This window comes from Microbacterium sp., from assembly GCF_048259935.1.
Taxonomy (GTDB): domain Bacteria; phylum Actinomycetota; class Actinomycetes; order Actinomycetales; family Microbacteriaceae; genus Microbacterium.
On sequence record NZ_JBLXHF010000004.1, the window covers coordinates 254,056 to 270,213 of the forward strand.

18 protein-coding genes and 1 tRNA gene are annotated in these 16,158 nt (G+C 66.1%); 8 read left to right on the forward strand and 11 right to left on the reverse strand.

Annotation, left to right across the window (positions count from 1 at the left end):
• Positions 1 to 4 precede the first annotated feature (4 nt).
• Complete coding sequence (locus ACN0RC_RS09100; RefSeq protein ID WP_417510943.1) at positions 5 to 292, forward strand: WXG100 family type VII secretion target; 288 nt, start codon at positions 5 to 7, stop codon at positions 290 to 292.
• 78 nt (positions 293 to 370) lie between these two features.
• Here ACN0RC_RS09100 and groL read toward each other — a convergent pair whose 3' ends face one another.
• The 3 genes from groL to ACN0RC_RS09115 all read right to left on the reverse strand — a co-directional run bounded on the left by groL (position 371) and on the right by ACN0RC_RS09115 (position 2,945).
• Positions 371 to 1,990: a chaperonin GroEL gene (gene groL, locus ACN0RC_RS09105; protein WP_417510945.1), complete on the reverse strand. Its 1,620-nt coding sequence runs from the start codon at positions 1,988 to 1,990 to the stop codon at positions 371 to 373.
• 112 nt (positions 1,991 to 2,102) lie between these two features.
• Positions 2,103 to 2,678 (reverse strand): LytR C-terminal domain-containing protein, encoded by a 576-nt coding sequence (locus tag ACN0RC_RS09110; protein WP_417510947.1) that lies wholly within the window; start codon positions 2,676 to 2,678, stop codon positions 2,103 to 2,105.
• A gap of 9 nt (positions 2,679 to 2,687) precedes the next feature.
• The gene (locus ACN0RC_RS09115) at positions 2,688 to 2,945 is read right to left on the reverse strand and encodes a DUF3263 domain-containing protein (RefSeq protein ID WP_417510949.1); all 258 of its coding nucleotides are present in this window, start codon (positions 2,943 to 2,945) and stop codon (positions 2,688 to 2,690) included.
• A gap of 178 nt (positions 2,946 to 3,123) precedes the next feature.
• Between ACN0RC_RS09115 and msrB the strand changes: the two genes are divergently transcribed.
• Both msrB and ACN0RC_RS09125 read left to right on the forward strand, forming a co-directional pair.
• Positions 3,124 to 3,543 (forward strand): peptide-methionine (R)-S-oxide reductase MsrB, encoded by a 420-nt coding sequence (gene msrB / locus ACN0RC_RS09120; protein WP_417510951.1) that lies wholly within the window; start codon positions 3,124 to 3,126, stop codon positions 3,541 to 3,543.
• Positions 3,540 to 4,085: a nitroreductase family protein gene (locus ACN0RC_RS09125; protein ID WP_417510953.1), complete on the forward strand. Its 546-nt coding sequence runs from the start codon at positions 3,540 to 3,542 to the stop codon at positions 4,083 to 4,085. Before msrB ends, ACN0RC_RS09125 begins: the two co-directional genes overlap by 4 nt.
• A gap of 4 nt (positions 4,086 to 4,089) precedes the next feature.
• Here ACN0RC_RS09125 and ACN0RC_RS09130 read toward each other — a convergent pair whose 3' ends face one another.
• Positions 4,090 to 5,004, reverse strand: a complete 915-nt coding sequence (locus ACN0RC_RS09130) for a DMT family transporter (RefSeq protein WP_417511146.1) — start codon at positions 5,002 to 5,004, stop codon at positions 4,090 to 4,092.
• An 81-nt stretch (positions 5,005 to 5,085) separates the two neighbouring features.
• On the opposite strand from ACN0RC_RS09130, the gene ACN0RC_RS09135 reads away from it, so the two are divergent.
• Positions 5,086 to 5,721 carry an SOS response-associated peptidase family protein gene (locus tag ACN0RC_RS09135; protein ID WP_417510955.1) on the forward strand — a complete coding sequence of 212 codons (636 nt, stop codon included), beginning with the start codon at positions 5,086 to 5,088 and terminating at the stop codon, positions 5,719 to 5,721.
• A gap of 9 nt (positions 5,722 to 5,730) precedes the next feature.
• Positions 5,731 to 7,002: a cation:proton antiporter gene (locus ACN0RC_RS09140; protein ID WP_417510957.1), complete on the forward strand. Its 1,272-nt coding sequence runs from the start codon at positions 5,731 to 5,733 to the stop codon at positions 7,000 to 7,002.
• On the opposite strand, the gene ACN0RC_RS09145 is transcribed toward ACN0RC_RS09140, so the two are convergent.
• Positions 7,003 to 7,719 (reverse strand): tyrosine-protein phosphatase, encoded by a 717-nt coding sequence (locus ACN0RC_RS09145; protein ID WP_417510958.1) that lies wholly within the window; start codon positions 7,717 to 7,719, stop codon positions 7,003 to 7,005. It lies immediately after the preceding gene.
• Between the two features lie 55 nt (positions 7,720 to 7,774).
• Here ACN0RC_RS09145 and ACN0RC_RS09150 point away from each other — a divergent pair, with 55 nt between their 5' ends.
• Positions 7,775 to 8,080, forward strand: a complete 306-nt coding sequence (locus tag ACN0RC_RS09150) for a hypothetical protein (protein WP_417510960.1) — start codon at positions 7,775 to 7,777, stop codon at positions 8,078 to 8,080.
• 13 nt (positions 8,081 to 8,093) lie between these two features.
• Here the strand turns inward: ACN0RC_RS09150 and ACN0RC_RS09155 are convergent.
• Both ACN0RC_RS09155 and ACN0RC_RS09160 read right to left on the reverse strand, forming a co-directional pair.
• Positions 8,094 to 8,169 (reverse strand) — tRNA-Thr (locus ACN0RC_RS09155).
• Between the two features lie 57 nt (positions 8,170 to 8,226).
• Positions 8,227 to 9,171, reverse strand: coding sequence for a DsbA family protein (locus tag ACN0RC_RS09160; protein ID WP_417510961.1), 945 nt, complete (start codon positions 9,169 to 9,171; stop codon positions 8,227 to 8,229).
• 231 nt (positions 9,172 to 9,402) lie between these two features.
• Here ACN0RC_RS09160 and ACN0RC_RS09165 point away from each other — a divergent pair, with 231 nt between their 5' ends.
• Entirely contained in the window at positions 9,403 to 10,509 is a 1,107-nt protein-coding gene (locus ACN0RC_RS09165) for an ABC transporter ATP-binding protein (RefSeq protein ID WP_417510963.1), read from the forward strand.
• 96 nt (positions 10,510 to 10,605) lie between these two features.
• The gene (locus tag ACN0RC_RS09170; RefSeq protein WP_417510965.1) at positions 10,606 to 11,910 is read left to right on the forward strand and encodes a DUF4032 domain-containing protein; all 1,305 of its coding nucleotides are present in this window, start codon (positions 10,606 to 10,608) and stop codon (positions 11,908 to 11,910) included.
• Here the strand turns inward: ACN0RC_RS09170 and ACN0RC_RS09175 are convergent, their stop codons facing one another.
• Genes ACN0RC_RS09175 through ispD form a run of 4 tightly spaced genes read right to left on the reverse strand, consistent with a single transcriptional unit; the run spans position 11,911 to position 16,148 of the window.
• Positions 11,911 to 12,549: an NAD(P)-dependent oxidoreductase gene (locus tag ACN0RC_RS09175; protein WP_417510967.1), complete on the reverse strand. Its 639-nt coding sequence runs from the start codon at positions 12,547 to 12,549 to the stop codon at positions 11,911 to 11,913.
• Positions 12,546 to 13,553 (reverse strand): 23S rRNA (guanosine(2251)-2'-O)-methyltransferase RlmB, encoded by a 1,008-nt coding sequence (gene rlmB, locus ACN0RC_RS09180; protein WP_417510968.1) that lies wholly within the window; start codon positions 13,551 to 13,553, stop codon positions 12,546 to 12,548. The genes ACN0RC_RS09175 and rlmB overlap by 4 nt, the downstream gene beginning before the upstream one ends.
• Positions 13,546 to 14,952 carry a cysteine--tRNA ligase gene (cysS, locus tag ACN0RC_RS09185; protein WP_417510970.1) on the reverse strand — a complete coding sequence of 469 codons (1,407 nt, stop codon included), beginning with the start codon at positions 14,950 to 14,952 and terminating at the stop codon, positions 13,546 to 13,548. The genes rlmB and cysS overlap by 8 nt, the downstream gene beginning before the upstream one ends.
• Positions 14,949 to 16,148, reverse strand: coding sequence for a 2-C-methyl-D-erythritol 4-phosphate cytidylyltransferase (gene ispD / locus ACN0RC_RS09190; protein ID WP_417510972.1), 1,200 nt, complete (start codon positions 16,146 to 16,148; stop codon positions 14,949 to 14,951). Before ispD ends, cysS begins: the two co-directional genes overlap by 4 nt.
• Between the last annotated feature and the right edge of the window lie 10 nt (positions 16,149 to 16,158).

Genomic DNA, 16,158 nt, shown 5'->3' on the forward strand with positions numbered 1-16,158 from the left:
ATGTATGTCCGTCTACACAGTCGACACCGAAGCAGTCTTCGCGGCCAATGGAGCGACGAGGGCCACGATGGAGCGGTTGCGCGGTGAATCGCAGGCGCTGAAGGCCCAGCTGACCCAGCTGCAGTCGTCCTGGACCGGCGCCGCATCCGCCGCGTTCCAGGGCTGCAGCGACCAGTGGGCCGCGGCTCAGCTGCACGTCGAGCAGGTGCTTGATTCGATCGGCACCGCGCTGGGAGCTGCAGCCACGCAGTATTCCGATGCTGACCAGTACTCCGCGAATCTGTTCCGCTGACCCTTCGACAGGCTCAGAACGCGACAGCACGCAGAAACGCCCCGGCGATGCCGGGGCGTTTCTGTCAGTGCCTGAGACTCAGAAGTCCATGCCACCCGTGGGGTCACCAGCGGGAGCGCCAGCCTTCTCGGGCTTGTCGGCGACAACGACCTCGGTGGTGAGGAAGAGGCCGGCGATCGAGGCTGCGTTCTGCAGCGCCGAGCGCGTGACCTTGGCCGGGTCGATGATGCCTGCGGAGAACATCTCCACGTACTCACCGGTAGCGGCGTTGAGGCCGTGACCGCTGGGCAGCTCGGAGACCTTGTGCGCAACGACGCCAGGCTCGAGACCGGCGTTCAGCGCGATCTGCTTGAGCGGAGCCGAGATGGCGACGCGAACGATGTTCGCACCGGTCGCCTCGTCACCCGAGAGCTCAAGACCGTCAAGAGCCTTCGTGCCTGCCTGGATGAGCGCGACGCCACCGCCGGGGACGATGCCCTCTTCGACGGCTGCCTTCGCGTTGCGAACGGCGTCCTCGATGCGGTGCTTGCGCTCCTTGAGCTCGACCTCGGTTGCAGCTCCGGCCTTGATGACGGCGACGCCACCGGCGAGCTTGGCGAGACGCTCCTGGAGCTTCTCGCGGTCGTAGTCGCTGTCGGTGTTCTCGATCTCGCGGCGGATCTGGGTCACGCGACCCTCGATCTGCTCGGTCTCGCCAGCACCTTCGACGATGGTCGTCTCGTCCTTGGTGATGATGACCTTGCGCGCACGGCCCAGCAGGTCGAGCGTGGTGTTCTCGAGCTTGAGACCGACCTCTTCGGTGATGACCTGACCACCGGTGAGGATCGCGATGTCCTGCAGCTGCGCCTTGCGACGGTCGCCGAAGCCGGGAGCCTTGACGGCAGCCGACTTGAAGATGCCGCGGATCTTGTTCAGCACGAGGGTCGCAAGGGCTTCGCCCTCGACGTCCTCGGCGATGATGACGAGTTCCTTGCCGTCCTGGATGACCTTGTCGACGACGGGGAGAAGATCCTTGATGTTCGAGATCTTCGAGTTCGCGATGAGGATGTAGGGCTCCTCGAACACGGCCTCCTGGCGGTCTGCATCCGTCACGAAGTACGGGTTCAGGTAGCCCTTGTCGAAGCGCATGCCCTCGGTGAGCTCGAGCTCGGTGCCGAAGGTCTGCGACTCCTCGACGGTGACGACGCCTTCTTTGCCGACCTTGTCGATCGCCTCAGCGATGAGCTCGCCGATTTCGGTGTCGGCGGCGGAGATGGATGCCGTGGCGGCGATCTGCTCCTTGGAGTCGATCTCCTTCGCGCTGGCGAGCAGCTCTGCGGTGATCGCGGCGACAGCCTTCTCGATGCCGCGCTTGAGCGAGATCGGGTCTGCGCCGGCTGCGACGTTGCGCAGGCCTTCGCGGACGAGTGCCTGAGCGAGGACGGTCGCGGTGGTGGTTCCGTCACCTGCGACGTCGTCGGTCTTCTTGGCGACCTCCTTGACGAGCTCCGCGCCGATCTTCTCGTACGGGTCGTCCAGCTCGATCTCCTTGGCGATCGAGACACCGTCGTTCGTGATCGTGGGGGCGCCCCACTTCTTCTCGAGCACGACGTTGCGACCGCGCGGGCCGAGGGTCACCTTGACAGCGTCGGCGAGGATGTTCAGGCCGCGCTCGAGACCGCGACGGGCCTCCTCATCGAAAGCGATGATCTTTGCCATGAGTTTTGTCGTCCCTCCTGGACGTAGACGTTCTGGTTAGCACTCACGGTACGAGAGTGCTAATGCCCATTCTGGCACTCGACCCCTCCGAGTGCAAGCCGCGGGGCGGGGTCTATTCCGCAGGCGTCTCTGCGGGCTCGGGCTGAACGCTCGAGCGGTCCAGACCGATCACGACGACGAGCTGCTTCTGCTCCGGGTCGTTCGGATCCGCATAGACATCGCTCTGCTCGACGTGCGCTCCACCGATGAGATCGGCGAGCCCGATGGCTGCGAGCTCTGCATCAGCGGCGTTGTAGTAGACGGTCGTCTCCGCGAAATCCTGCTGGCCGGCGGGACTGTAGCTGATGAGGTTGTCCGGCCACTGCGCGTTGATGAGCGTCTCGCGCATCTGTGCATCGAGGCCTTCTTCAGGCGTCGCATTGAGGATCATCACGGAATAGGTCATATCGACGACGCCTGTTGCTTCAGGGGTCGGCGCGATGGCCTCTTCCGCAGCGGGGAAGAGCGTAATGCGCCCCATCATGAGGAGTGCGACGAAGATGCCGATGACGATGAGCACGAGCGCTGAGACGAACGACCACAGCAGAACGAGCCATCCGTTCATCCCTGGCGCTTCAGCGCGGTGGGCACCCACTCGCCCAGTGGCGCGCGGGACTTCATCAAAACGGTCTTTGACGGGATGGGGCACCCGTCGATGCTACCCGGCGAACCCGCGTATCCGCGCAACGCGCTGGTCGACCCGACGCTCGCGCAGGCGCCTGAGTCGGCGGATGAGCATCGGATCGTGGTCGAGAGCCTGCTCGGTATCGATGAGTCGCTCGAGCAGCTGGTAGTAGCGGGCCGGGCTCATCCCGAGATTTCTGCGGATGGCCTCTTCCTTCGCGCCGCCGTGACGCGGCCAAGCCGCTTCCAGGGCGAGGATCGCACGGTCGCGATCAGTGAGGTCTCCGAGCATGGCACCAGGCTATTGGTCAACGGCGCGGGTGCCGTCGCGCCACTCCCACCAACGCCCTAATGCGTCGGAGGCGGCGTCTCACCACTCCCACTCTGACTCACACCGTCATCACGGCCCTCGCGCATCGGGTACGGGTGGACAATGGGGAGTGAATTCGCCCACGAACCCGGGAGACCCGATGGACTACAACGTCAAGAAGACCGACGACCAGTGGCGCGCTGAACTCGGCGAAGAACAGTTCGCAGTGCTTCGGACCGCCGCGACCGAACGCGCGTGGACCGGTGAGCTCCTCGATGAGAAGCGGTCAGGTCTCTACACCTGTGGCGCATGCGACACCGAACTGTTCAAGAGCGGCACGAAGTTCGACTCCGGATGCGGATGGCCGAGCTTCTACGAATCGATCCGCCCCGATGCGGTGCAGCTGATCGAGGACAACACGCTCGGCATGCAGCGCACCGAGGTCCGCTGCGCGAACTGCGGCTCGCACCTGGGACACGTGTTCCCGGATGGCTTCGGCACACCCACGGGCGACCGCTACTGCATGAACTCGCTGGCGCTGAACTTCTCCCCCGAGGCTCCCGAGGCTCCCGAGGCGTGAGCGCAATCGATGCCGCGCTCGCGCGACAGTCGTGGTCGAAGGTCACCGAGGTTGCGCCGACGCGCGAAGAGCTGCTGCCGCTGGTCGTGGCGGCGGGGCGCGTCGCCGACCACTCCTCGCTGCGGCCCTGGCGACTGATCGAGCTGCGCGGCGATGACCGTGCCCGGCTCGGCGAAGCAATCGCGGCAGCACAAGGTGACACGCGTCCGTCGTCCAAACCTCTGCGCGCGCCACTGCTGATCGCCGTGGCCGCGAGCTTTCGCAAGAGCGACAAAGTGCCGCACTGGGAGCAGGAGGCCGTGGCATCCGGTGTCGCCCACACCCTGAGCCTGCTGCTCGACGAAGCGGGCTGGGGCGTGATCTGGCGCACGGGCGGCTACACCCGGTCCGAAGCCGTCGCCCGTGCGCACGGGCTGCAGAAGAACGAGGAGCTGCTGGGGTGGCTCTATGTCGGCGGCAAGCCCGAGAACAAGAAGCCCGGCCGGCGTGAGCCCGTCGACGCAAATGCACTTCTGAGCCGGTTCCCGCGAACCGCAGAGTGATGGCTTACTGCCGCCGACGCCGCCATGGCACCGCCACGGCGACAGATGCGACCGCCACCGCGACCATCGCGATCAGCTGCCAGAGTGCGGGGCCGGATGCCGCGGGCCACAGCAGATCGATCACGACCGACGTCACGAGCTGACCGAGCACGGATCCGAGACCGAGCAGCAGCACGCCGGTGTGGGCGACGATCGTCGCACCCAGCAGGATGTAGACGAAGCCGAGCAGACCACCGAGGTACAGCCAGGGTTCGGTCGGCAGCGCACGCGGCATCCCGGAGACAGCAATGCTGATCCCTGCCGCCACGAGAAGTACCAGCGTGCCCGCGATGAAGCTCATCAGCGTCGCCGTCATCGGTGAGTGCACGCGCTGGGCGAGTCGGCCATTCGCTGCGGACTGCCATGCGATGCCGAGGCCGGCGAGGAACGGCAGCACGAGCAGAATGAGCGGTGCCGTCGCCAGCACATCGCCGCTCAGCGAGATCGCCACTGCGGCGAGCGCGAAAGCTCCGCCGAGCACCCGGCCGGGTGTGACGGCGACGACTCCCGCAGGGCCGATGCCGATCCGATCGAGTAAGAGGCCATGCACGGTCTGTCCTGCCACTACCCCGACGGTGAACAGCGAGACGCCGAGGAGTCCCGCGGTCACGCCCTGCGTCGAGACGGTGAGCGCTCCGCAGGCGCCGCCCAGCAGCATCCAGATCGGGATCCGACGCGTGCGCACGCCCTGCACGAGCCGCACCGCTCCCGCGCGGGTCTGCGGCATCGCGGCAGTCACCACCAGCAGGAAGACGAGTCCGACGGTGAACGAGATGAGCCCCGCAACGATACCGTCGTCGATGCGCATGCCGAGCACACCGTTGATGCGGGCTTGAATCGCCGTCATCGCACCGATCGACACCGCGCCACCCAGCGCCACGAGTGCAGGCAGGCGGCGGGTCGGAGTCACTCGAGCACACTACCGGAGGCGAGTGTCCGTGCTCAGCGCTAGTCTTTCGGCATGTGCGCGAGCTACGGACTCGATCCTCGTTTCACCGATGCTGAGCTGCTGGCCGAGGCCGATGCCGACATCCTCGAAGGACTGCGTGGGTGGGCTGCGCAGAACGACGGCGAGACGCTGCGTCCCACCGGCAAGAATCTGCGCAACCTCAACCCGCTGATCGTTCCCGGAGAAGAACGCGCTGTGCTCGAGAGCGCGTGGTGGGGGTATCTGGTCGATGGGCAGCCCGCGAAATTCCCCTCCATCAATACACGCTCAGAGCGCCTGCAGGATCGCCCAGGCGGGTTGCGGACGCGCGCGATCATTCCCGCGACCGGCTGGTTCGAGATGCGCAAGCCCGAGCGCGTGTGGCATGAGTTCACGCTCGAAGACGGCGCGCTGTTCGGCATGGCTGCGGTGACACAGCGCGGCCGCACACCAGACGGGGAATGGGTGACCTGCTACTCGATCGTGATGGCCCCTCCCCCACCCCACCTCGCAGACGTCCACGACCGGATGCCAGTGCTGATCCCCGCACGAATGAGCGACGAGTGGCTGACCGAGGCTCCCGATCGCGACCTCATCGATCACGCCCTTGCCGAGTCAATCGAGATGTCCGAGCGGATAGCCGTCAAACCAGCGTCGTCGCGGCCGTAGTCTTCTCTCATGTCTCCCCTCGTGCTGATCAGCCTTGCCGCGATTCTGCTGTGGTCGCTGGTCTCGCACCGTTTCGAGCGTTGGGGAGTTGCTGGTCCCGCCGGTCTCCTCCTGCTGGGTGCCGCCACCGTCGCATGGGATGTCCCGGCATTCACCAATGTGCTCGATTCGCATGTCGCTGAGAAATCGGTCGAAGTCATCCTCGCGATCTTGCTGTTCGTCGACGCGACAGAGGTGAAGGGCGGCGTCTTCGGCAAGGAGGGGCGAGTGATCGCGCGCTTGGTGCTCATCGCGCTTCCGCTGTCTCTTGTTCTGGCGTTTCTCGCGGGCGTGTGGATCCTCCCAGAGGCCAGCATCCCGGTGATGGTGGTCATCGCGTGCGTGATCATGCCCACCGATTTCTCCCCCGCGGCCCAGCTCTTGCGCCGCAAGAGCGTGCCGCAACGGGCACGGCAGATCCTGAACGTCGAGAGCGGTTACAACGACGGTCTCATCTCTCCGCTCTTCGGCATGTCTCTCGCGCTCGCAGTGCTCTGGACGACGATCTCGCGCACTCCGGAGTCCGAGCTCACCGATGAGGCGATCGAGAAACCTGTGCTGGAGTTCCTGGTCTCGTTCGCCAATGCGGCGCCGTCGACGCTCCTCGCGATCGTAATCGGCATGGCTCTCGGGTGCGTGGTCGGTTTCGCCGTGCGGTTCGCACGACAGCGCGAGATCGCCAGCGACGTCGGCGCACGCTACGTGATGGTGCTGCTGCCGCTGATCGCGTACGGCGTGGCGAGCCTGCCCATCTTCAGCGCGAACGGGTTCGTCGCTGCCTTCGTCGCCGGCATCGGCTATCGCCTTACCCGGGTGCGTTCCACTGAGGAGGCCGGCATCGATCACAGCGAGCTTCTGCTGGTCGATGAGGTGGGCGTCCTGGCCGCGAACTTCGTCTGGTTCATGCTCGGGGGCGCCGCAGTTGTGGTCTTCGCCTCGGGCTTCGACTGGCGCTTCGTGGTCCTCGCTGTGCTCGCTCTCACCCTGATCCGGATGCTGCCGGTGTACCTGTCGCTCATGGGCAGCAATGTGGTGCGCGCAGACCGCGTCTTCATCGGCCTGCTCGGACCGCGCGGCACCGCCACGATCGTGTTCGGGCTGCTCGCATACAACGCCCTGCCCGACGACGAGGGCACGCTCGTGTTGGCAGTCATGGTCGCCACCGTGGTGGGAAGCATCGTGCTGCACGGCGTCGCGGCGCCATTGGCGCTGCGACGTCGAGAGTCCGCGCGACAATCCTGATCAGGGCAGCAGCTTCGTGTGAAGTGCTGCGCGCACGTCAGCATCCACGCCCGCACCATCCAGGTACTCGGTCAGTCCACCGAACTCGGCGTCTATCCACTCGAGAGTCTCGCTCAGCACCTCACGCGGTGACGACGCCAGGATCGCGATCAGATCGTCTGTCAGACGGATCCGGAATCGGCGCGCCTTGCGCACCATGCGCTCGGTCCACGGTCCGGCGAGATTCGCTGCCGTGAGCGCATAATCATCGAGGATCACATCGCGATCGACGCCGATGGCGGCAAGAGTGAGCGCGATGACCAGACCGGTACGGTCTTTACCTGCGGTGCAGTGCACGAGAACCGGCCCATCGGATGCTGCGATGGCCCGAATCACGGTGCCGAGAAGCTGCTGGTGGCGAGAGAGGATGACGCGGTACACCTCGAGGAGGGTGATCGTCGTCAGGTCGACGCGGCGCGGCACACCGTCGATGGGCAGGCTGATGCGCACGGCGCCGGTCCCGCGCAGACGGTCGCGTCCGCCGATGCGCCGGTCAATGCCAGAGCGCAGATCGATCACGTCAGTGATCCCCAGTTCGGCGATGCGCCGCCGTCCGGAGTTGGTGAGCCTATGCAGCGCGTCAGAACGATACAGCCGCCCGGATGCCACCGTTCCAGGCGCGACCGCCCGGAAGTTGGAGGTCCCTGGTACATCGAGACGCGAGACGGCATCGTCCATGGCGCCATGCTAGTGCTCGGCTATCGTGGGGCTCACCCACAGATCAGGAGGGCCCATGCCGAGCGACGACGAGATCTCCCGCCCCCGAGCGCTGCGCGACGCCACAAAAGAGTCGCGGTTCGCGGCGCGCTACGCGACGATCGACGAAGTCGCCGAGCTGCTCGGCGTCACTCCGGTCTCGCTGCGTCAGACGATGCGCCGCCGAGACGCCGGCGAAGCCTCCAGCGCCAGTGACGCCTTCATCGATCCCATCGGCAACGTCTCGGGGTACCTGTGGGATCGCGACGATCTGACCCCGGAAGCGATCACCGCATGGCACGATCGGCCCAGGCGCGGTCGGAGGCCGAAGAGCGCACAGTAGCGCTGCGGTGAGTTGGAGCCGACTACGGGATTCGAACCCGTGACATCCTGTTTACAAGACAGGTGCTCTACCAGCTGAGCTAAGTCGGCGAACGTCCTACAGCTTAGCGAGCCGCAGGAGCGGTTCGGAAACCGAGGCAGTGTCTACTACTGCGCGGGAGTCTCCGTGGCGGTAGGCGTCGGGGTGGGGCTGGGCGTCGCGTCTGCGTCGCTGGCGACCGTGAGCACGAACTGCGAGAACTCAGCAGGGTCGGTCAGCGAACCGACATACGGCTGTCCGTTGACCACGATCATCGGTGCACTGGTGAGAGTGAGATCCTCAGATCCCTCAAGCGGACCTTCGAGCGCGCGCGAGGTTGCTTCCTTCGCCCAGGTGATGAAGTCGCCTTCTTCGATGCACTCGCGAACCACCTTCGGAGTGTTCGCGCCGACTGCCACCGCGAGGTCAGCGAGTTCAACGTCTGTGCGTCCGCCACTGTCGACCTTCGGCTGGTCGACGAGCAGTTCGTGGTTATAGGCGTAGAACTGCTCCGGTGAGTACGTGGCAACGCATGCAGCCGCGGCGGCAGCTCGGAGCGAGTACTTGGTGCCGTTGGAGCTCGCAGTGAGCATCGAGACCGGGTGGTACGTGACCTCAACCGCGCCCTCGTTGATCCATCCGGCGAGCTGACGAGTGTTGGCGCGCTCGAACTCACCCGCGCCAGGCGAGAGGTAGTCCACGTAGACGTGGACATCGACAGCGGGAGTCGTCACCTCTGGGTCGGGCGTCGCCGTCTCACTGCCTGCACCGCTCTCCGTCGGAACGGGCGTCGTGGGGACGGCCTCAGCATCCGTCTTCGTGATGCTGCGCACGACGATTCCGTCGCCGTCCATCCCGCGCGGATTCAGGACGGGCTTGGATACCGTCGACGTCACGGCGAGCGTCACGGCGGTACCGATCGCCGCCACGGCGACGATCGCGACAGCGCCGACGATGATCCTTCGCATGAGGCGCGCCCTGGACTGCTGGGCGTGCACCTGCTGAGCCTTCTCCCGAACCGCCTCACGGGAATCGCGAGAGTCCGGGACGTTCGGCGTTTCCTCGCTCGACATCGTTCCTCTTGAAAGTCATTGGTCGGGGACGGGCTCCCCCTGGCCTGCAGAACACGCTCGTGCGGAATGTGCAGGGATGTTTCGATGGTAATCAGACATGCTGGGAAATACCCAGGTGCGCGCATCCGTGCCATACTTATCACGGCCCGAAGGCGGGCCACGGCGGGGAGACCCCACCGCATCCATCACAACGGATCGTCCGGCACGTACCTGCCGGTGAAGGAGAAAACAATGGCATCTGTCACGTTCGATGACGCCACTCGGCTGTACCCCGGCGGAACCCGCCCGGCAGTCGACAAGCTGAACCTCGAGGTCGCCGATGGCGAATTCCTCGTCCTGGTCGGTCCGTCCGGCTGTGGAAAGTCCACCTCGCTGCGCATGCTCGCCGGCCTCGAAGAGGTCAACGAAGGCCGCATCATGATCGGTGACCGCGACGTCACCGACGTGCCGCCGAAGGACCGCGACATCGCGATGGTCTTCCAGAACTACGCGCTGTACCCGCACATGACCGTTGCCGAGAACATGGGCTTCGCGCTGAAGATCGCCGGCATCGGCAAGGAAGAGCGCGCCGCTCGCGTGCTCGAGGCTGCCAAGCTCCTCGACCTCGAGGAGTACCTCACCCGCAAGCCGAAGGCGCTCTCGGGTGGTCAGCGTCAGCGCGTCGCGATGGGCCGCGCTATCGTCCGTCAGCCGCAGGTGTTCCTCATGGACGAGCCGCTGTCGAACCTTGACGCCAAGCTCCGCGTCCAGACCCGTACGCAGATCGCATCGCTGCAGCGTCGCCTCGGCGTCACCACGGTGTACGTCACGCACGACCAGACTGAGGCCCTCACCATGGGCGACCGCATCGCGGTCCTCAAGGATGGTCTGCTCCAGCAGGTCGGCTCGCCTCGCGACCTGTACGAGAAGCCCGAGAACGTCTTCGTCGCCGGCTTCATCGGCTCCCCCGCCATGAACCTCTTCTCGGCTGACCTTGCCGAGGGTGGCGTGCGCTTCGGCACCGAGGTCGTCGCACTCGACCGCGACACAGTCGGCCGCGCGAACGGCAGCCAGGTCACGGTCGGCGTGCGCCCCGAGGACATCGTCGTCGGTCCCGCCGACGGCAAGGGTCTCTCGGTCACGGTCGACCTCGTCGAAGAGCTCGGCGCCGACGGCTACCTCTACGGTCACACCGAGATCAACGGCAAGCGCACGGACCTCGTCGCACGCGTCGACGGCCGCAGCCACCCGAACGCCGGCGAGACCGTCACGCTGGCCGCTAACGTCGGACACGTGCACGCCTTCGACATCGAGTCGGGCGTGCGCCTGAACGACAAGCCGGTCATCGCATCATCCTGACCTCGTCATGAATGCGGCGCGGGCTGACCTCTGGGTCGTCCGCGCCGCGTCGTTTCTTGGAGACGCCACAACGGACGTCGTTTCAGAGGGGCAATAATGCAGGACGCACTCCGCATCACCGCGAGCAAGGTCAATCCCGAGCTGCTCGCGTTGCCGTGGTCGACCTCGCTCGCCAAGTGGCCGTCGGAGCGCATCGTCTCCCTCCCCAAAGGCCTGTCTCGCCATCTGGTCCGGTTCGCGGATCTCTCCGGACGCGTCGTCGCGGTGAAAGAGACCACGGCCGAAATGGCGCAGCGCGAGTACGAGATGCTCGGCAACCTCCGCCGACTCGACGTGCCGTGCGTCGATCGCGTCGCGGTGATCGCCGGGCGAACGGATGCTGACGGCGCAGCCCTTCCCGCCGCCCTCGTGACCGCGCATCTGCGCTTCTCAATGCCCTACCGCGCGCTGTTCACGCGCGTGCTTCGCCCCGACACCGCGACCCGCCTCGTCGACGCACTGGCGCTGCTTCTCGTGCGCCTGCACAACGTGGGCTTCTACTGGGGTGACGTATCGCTGTCGAACACGCTCTTCCGGCGCGACGCCGGCGCATTCGCCGCTTACCTGGTGGATGCCGAGACCGGTGAACTCCACGAAGAAGGCCTGACCGAGGGCCAGCGTCTGTACGACCTCGATCTCGCCCGCACCAATGTCGCCGGCGAGATCATGGATCTCGCCGCCGGTGGTCGTCTCGAGCACGGCGTAGATGCCGTCGCGATCGCCGACGGGATCGTCTCGTCGTATCACTCGCTGTGGGCGGCCCTCACCGCGCAGGAATCCTTCTCGGCGAACGAGACGTGGCGGATCACCGAGCGCGTCGAGCAGCTCAACGCCCTCGGCTTCGACATCGACGAGATGTCGATGTCGACCACCGCCGACGGCACCGTCGTGCAGATCCAGCCGAAGGTCGTGGATGCTGGGCACCACCAGCGCCGGCTCATCCGACTCACGGGGCTCGATGTCGAAGAGAACCAGGCCCGTAGGCTGCTGAACGATCTCGACGAGTTCCGTGCTCGCTCCAAGAAGGAGTGGGCCGATGAGGAGATGTACGCGCACGAGTGGCTCACGCGCGTGTTCGAACCCGTCGTTCGCGCGATCCCCTACGACCTGCGAGCGAAGCTCGAGCCCGCCGAGGTCTTCCACCAGGTGCTCGAACACCGCTGGTATCTGTCGCAGGCGAGTGGCCGCTCGGTACCACTCGCCGAAGTGCTGACGTCTTACATCAACGAGGTCCTGAGGTACCGCCGCGACGAGGCCACGATCATGGGCCCGCCGACCGAGACGATGTCGCTTCCTGTGGTCACCGGCACGATGCCGGTGACCGACGAGGAGAACGAGGTCGACTGGCGCGATCTGGTCTGACTAGTAGCCGACCGCGAAGTTCTCGCGCTGGTGCTTCGGGTTCTCGATCTCGTCGACGAATGCGACTCCGAAGTCAGGACCCGAGATGAAGGAGTCACCCTTCTCGTCCGTGACCAGAACCGGGCCACCGTCACGATAGGTGCCGGTGCGCTCACCGGGGTTCCATGCACCGAACCCACCGGCCGGGTGGACGAAGAACCAGTCGCGTCCGGTCGTGTCTGCCTCGAGATCCTCGAGGACACCGATCGCCTCGAACGCCTCGGGCTTGATCTCATCGGGGAAGTCCGTGTCGATCAGTCGCGCACCGCCCGGTGCGACCAGGCTTCCTCCGGCGCCGCCGACGACTCCGACCCGCACGTTCTCGGGTAGCGCCGCCACGAGCTCTGCCGTCGCTGCGCGAACCTTGCCGACCATGTCGCCACGCGGCGAGAGCGCCTGGATGACGACATCCGCCTCACCGATCTGGCTGACGATCGTCGGAACATCGAGGATGTTGCCTTCGAGGTAGATGGCGCCTTCGACGCGCTCAGCGGGAAGTGACCGCGCGATCGAGACCACCGAGTGACCGCGCGACACAGCCTCGGCGACGATGTGCGATCCGGCATAACCGGTTCCTCCGATGACGACGATGCGTGTCATGCCTGACTCCTCACGGTGGCGATCTGGTACAGCGCGACGGACGCCGCAATGCCGGCGTTCAGCGACTCTGTGGCTGCAGAAATCGGGATAGAGACGATCTGATCGCAGTTCTCGGTCACCAGCCGCGAGAGCCCCTTGCCCTCGGAACCCACCACGACCACCACGGGCCGGTCAGCGAGTTCGAGTTCCGGTAGTGAGACGTCGCCGTCGCCGTCGAGGCCGATGACGAAGACGCCCTGCTTCTTGAACTCCTTGAGCTGGGTGGTGAGGTTGGTCGCCATCGCCACGGGAAGACGTGCGGCAGCACCGGCGCTGGTCTTCCATGCAGCCGAGTTCACGCCAGCCGAGCGGCGCTGCGGAAGGATGATGCCGTGGCCGCCGAAAGCAGCCGTCGAGCGGATGATCGCTCCGAGGTTGCGCGGGTCGGTGATTCCATCGAGGGCGACGAACAGCGGAACCTCACCGCGGCCGATCACCTTCTCAAGCAGGTCCTGGGGGTGCGCGTACTCATAGGGCGGCACCTTGAGCGCGACGCCCTGGTGGACGCCATCGAAGCCGGCCATGCGGTCAAGCTCCTGACGGGTGACCTCGAGCACCGGGATGCCGCGATGCGTGGCAATCGACAGCATCTCCTTGACGCGGTCGTCCATCTCCACACGCTGCGCGATGTAGAACGCCGTCGCGGGGATCTTCGTGCGAAGAGCCTCGAGCACGGAGTTGCGTCCGGTCACGTTCTCGGTGTCGTCGCTGGCCTTCGCCTTGGTCGAGCGGTTCGGGTTGCCCCCTCCGCTGCGGCCGCTGGCACCGGGCGCGCGCCCCTTGCCGCCGGATGCCGCATACCGCTCGGCGGCAGCCTTGCGCTTGCCTGCCGGGTGCCAGGCGCGGTCCTCCGCCTTCGGGGTCGGCCCACGTCCTTCGAGCGACTTGCGCCCGAGTCCGCCGGTGCCCTTGAGCGGGCCCTTCTTCTTGCCGTTGCTTGCGCCGGGGCGCGGTGGCTTAGCCATCAATACTCCAATGAGTTCCGGCCGGAGTATCCTCCAGCGTGATTCCTGCGGCAGCGATCGCATCGCGAATGCGATCCGCGGCCGCCCAGTCCTTGTCGGCGCGCGCCGCGGCGCGCTGCGTGATCATCGTCTGCACGAGTGCATCGAGAGCGGATGCCTCGGCGCCCCCCGCCGTCTTCCACTGCACAGACAGCGGGTTGATGCCGAGCATGTTCGTCATGTCGATCACGTCGGCAACATCGTGCCGCGCTTCTTCGATGCGTCCAGCATCCATATGCGCATTGCCGGAGCGAACGCTCTCGTGGATCACCGCGAGAGCGCGCGGGACCGCAAGGTCGTCGTCCATCGCGTCGAAGAATGCGGGCGGCATTCTCTCTTCGCGCTGCGGCGTCGCAGACGGCGCGACACGCTCGGCGCGCTCGAGGAACGTGCGGATGCGGTCGACCGCTGCCTCTGCCTCAGCCCACGAGGACTCCGTCAGATCGAGACTCGAGCGGTAGTGCGCGGCTGCCAGTGCGTAGCGCACGACCAGCGGATCGCGCTCAGCGAGCACGTCGGCTGCGAGGGTGAAGTTGCCGAGCGACTTCGACATCTTCTGGCCACCCACGGTCACCAGCCCGTTATGCATCCAGTAGCGCGCGAACCCATCGCCCGCTGCTGTCGACTGCGCGAGTTCGTTCTCGTGGTGCGGGAAGCGCAGGTCGAGCCCGCCGCCATGAATGTCGAACTCCGCGCCGAGGTAGCGCTTCGACATCGCCGAGCACTCGATGTGCCAACCGGGACGGCCCGCACCCCAGGGCGAATCCCATACGGCATCTTCGGGCTCTCCCGGCTTCGCACCCTTCCAGAGGGCGAAGTCCTGCGGATTGCGCTTGCCGCGCGGGTCCGCATCCTGTGCGGCCTCCATCGCATCGAGCGACTGGCGGGTGAGCGCGCCGTAGTCGGGCCAGGAGCGCACATCGAAATAGACATCGCCCGAGCCATCCGGAGCCGGGTAGGCATTCCCGCGCTCGACCAGGGTCTGGATGAGTTGCTGCATCTGCGGAATGGATGCTGTCGCCCGTGGCTCGTATGTGGGCGGCAGAATGCCGATGCCTTCGTAGGCAGCGGTGAATTCCTGCTCCATGCGGTAGGCCAGCGCCCACCATGGTTCAGTTGCCGTCGCGTTCGCAAGTACCTTGTCGTCGATGTCCGTGACATTGCGCACGAAGGTCACCCGCCCGTAGCGGTGCGCGAGCCAACGACGCAGAAGATCAAAGCCCAGAGCAGCACGGACGTGCCCGATATGGGGTCCCGACTGCACAGTGGGTCCGCACACGTACACCGTGACGTTCTCGGGGTCGAGAGGCACGAAGTCGCGCAGTTCATGCGCGCGGGTGTCGTAGAGGCGGAGTGTCACTGCTCTAGCGTACCGGGGACGACCAGCGCAACAGCTGTGACTGCGACCCCTTCGCCTCGCCCTGTGAAGCCCAGGCGGTCGGTCGTGGTCGCTGAGATCGAAACGGATGCTCCCCCGAGCGCGGCCGAGAGCGCGACCTCTGCCTCGGCTCGGCGGGCAGTGAAGCGCGGGCGGTTGGCTTGCAGCTGCACCGAGACATTGCCGATCGAGAAGCCTGCGTCAGCGAGGATCTGCCGGGTGCGTGTGAGAAAGACGTCGCCGTGCGCGCCGGCGTATTCGGGATGCGAGGTGCCGAAGTGCTCACCGATATCGCCGAGACCGGCCGCCCCCAACAGCGCATCGACGATTGCATGCGCCACGACATCGCCGTCGGAGTGTCCCGACAGTGCCGGCTCCCCCGGCCACTGCAGGCCGGCGAGCCACAGCTCGCCGTCGCCGCCGTAGGCGTGCACGTCGGTGCCGACGCCGACGCGCGGGAGGAGCGGGGCGGATGCGCGGCCGCGCTTCAGCAGCTGACGCGCGCGATCGAGATCTGCGGGAGTGGTGATCTTGAACGCGAGCTCGGAGCCCCGAATGTGCGCAACGGGGTGACCGGCTGCAGCGAACAGCGCTGCGTCATCGGTGTATTCGGCTCCGGAATCACGCGCCGCAGCGTACGACACTTCGAGAAGCGATCGCGGGAATCCCTGCGGGGTCTGCGCGGCGACGAGTTCGGAGCGATCCACCGCCTCGATGATGTCTCCGCCGGCGACGCGCTTGAGCGTGTTGATGACCGGGAGCGCGGGAATGACTCCCGACTCTGCGGTGACAGCATCCGCGACTGCGTCGATCTGCGCGGGCGGTGTGAGCGCACGTGCGGCGTCGTGCACGAGCACAGTAGTGATGTCGCCCCAAAGAGCACGGAGTCCCGCTGCCACCGACTGCTGACGGGTCTCTCCTCCCGTGACGACTATCCCGAGGTTCGCACGGTCGCCAGCGGCGGCACGCATCTCGGTCTCCGCATCGCCCTCGTGCCCTGCGGGCGCGACGATGATCACCTGCGCTGGCGACGCCGCGAAGACACCGTCGAGCGCATGGCGAAGCACAGAGCGCTCATCGATGCCGATGAAGGCCTTCGGTGCCGCAGCACCGAGGCGCGTGCCGGAACCGGCCGCGACAACGATGATCGCCGTCGTCGGCACAGGAATAAGAGTCACGCTCTCACTT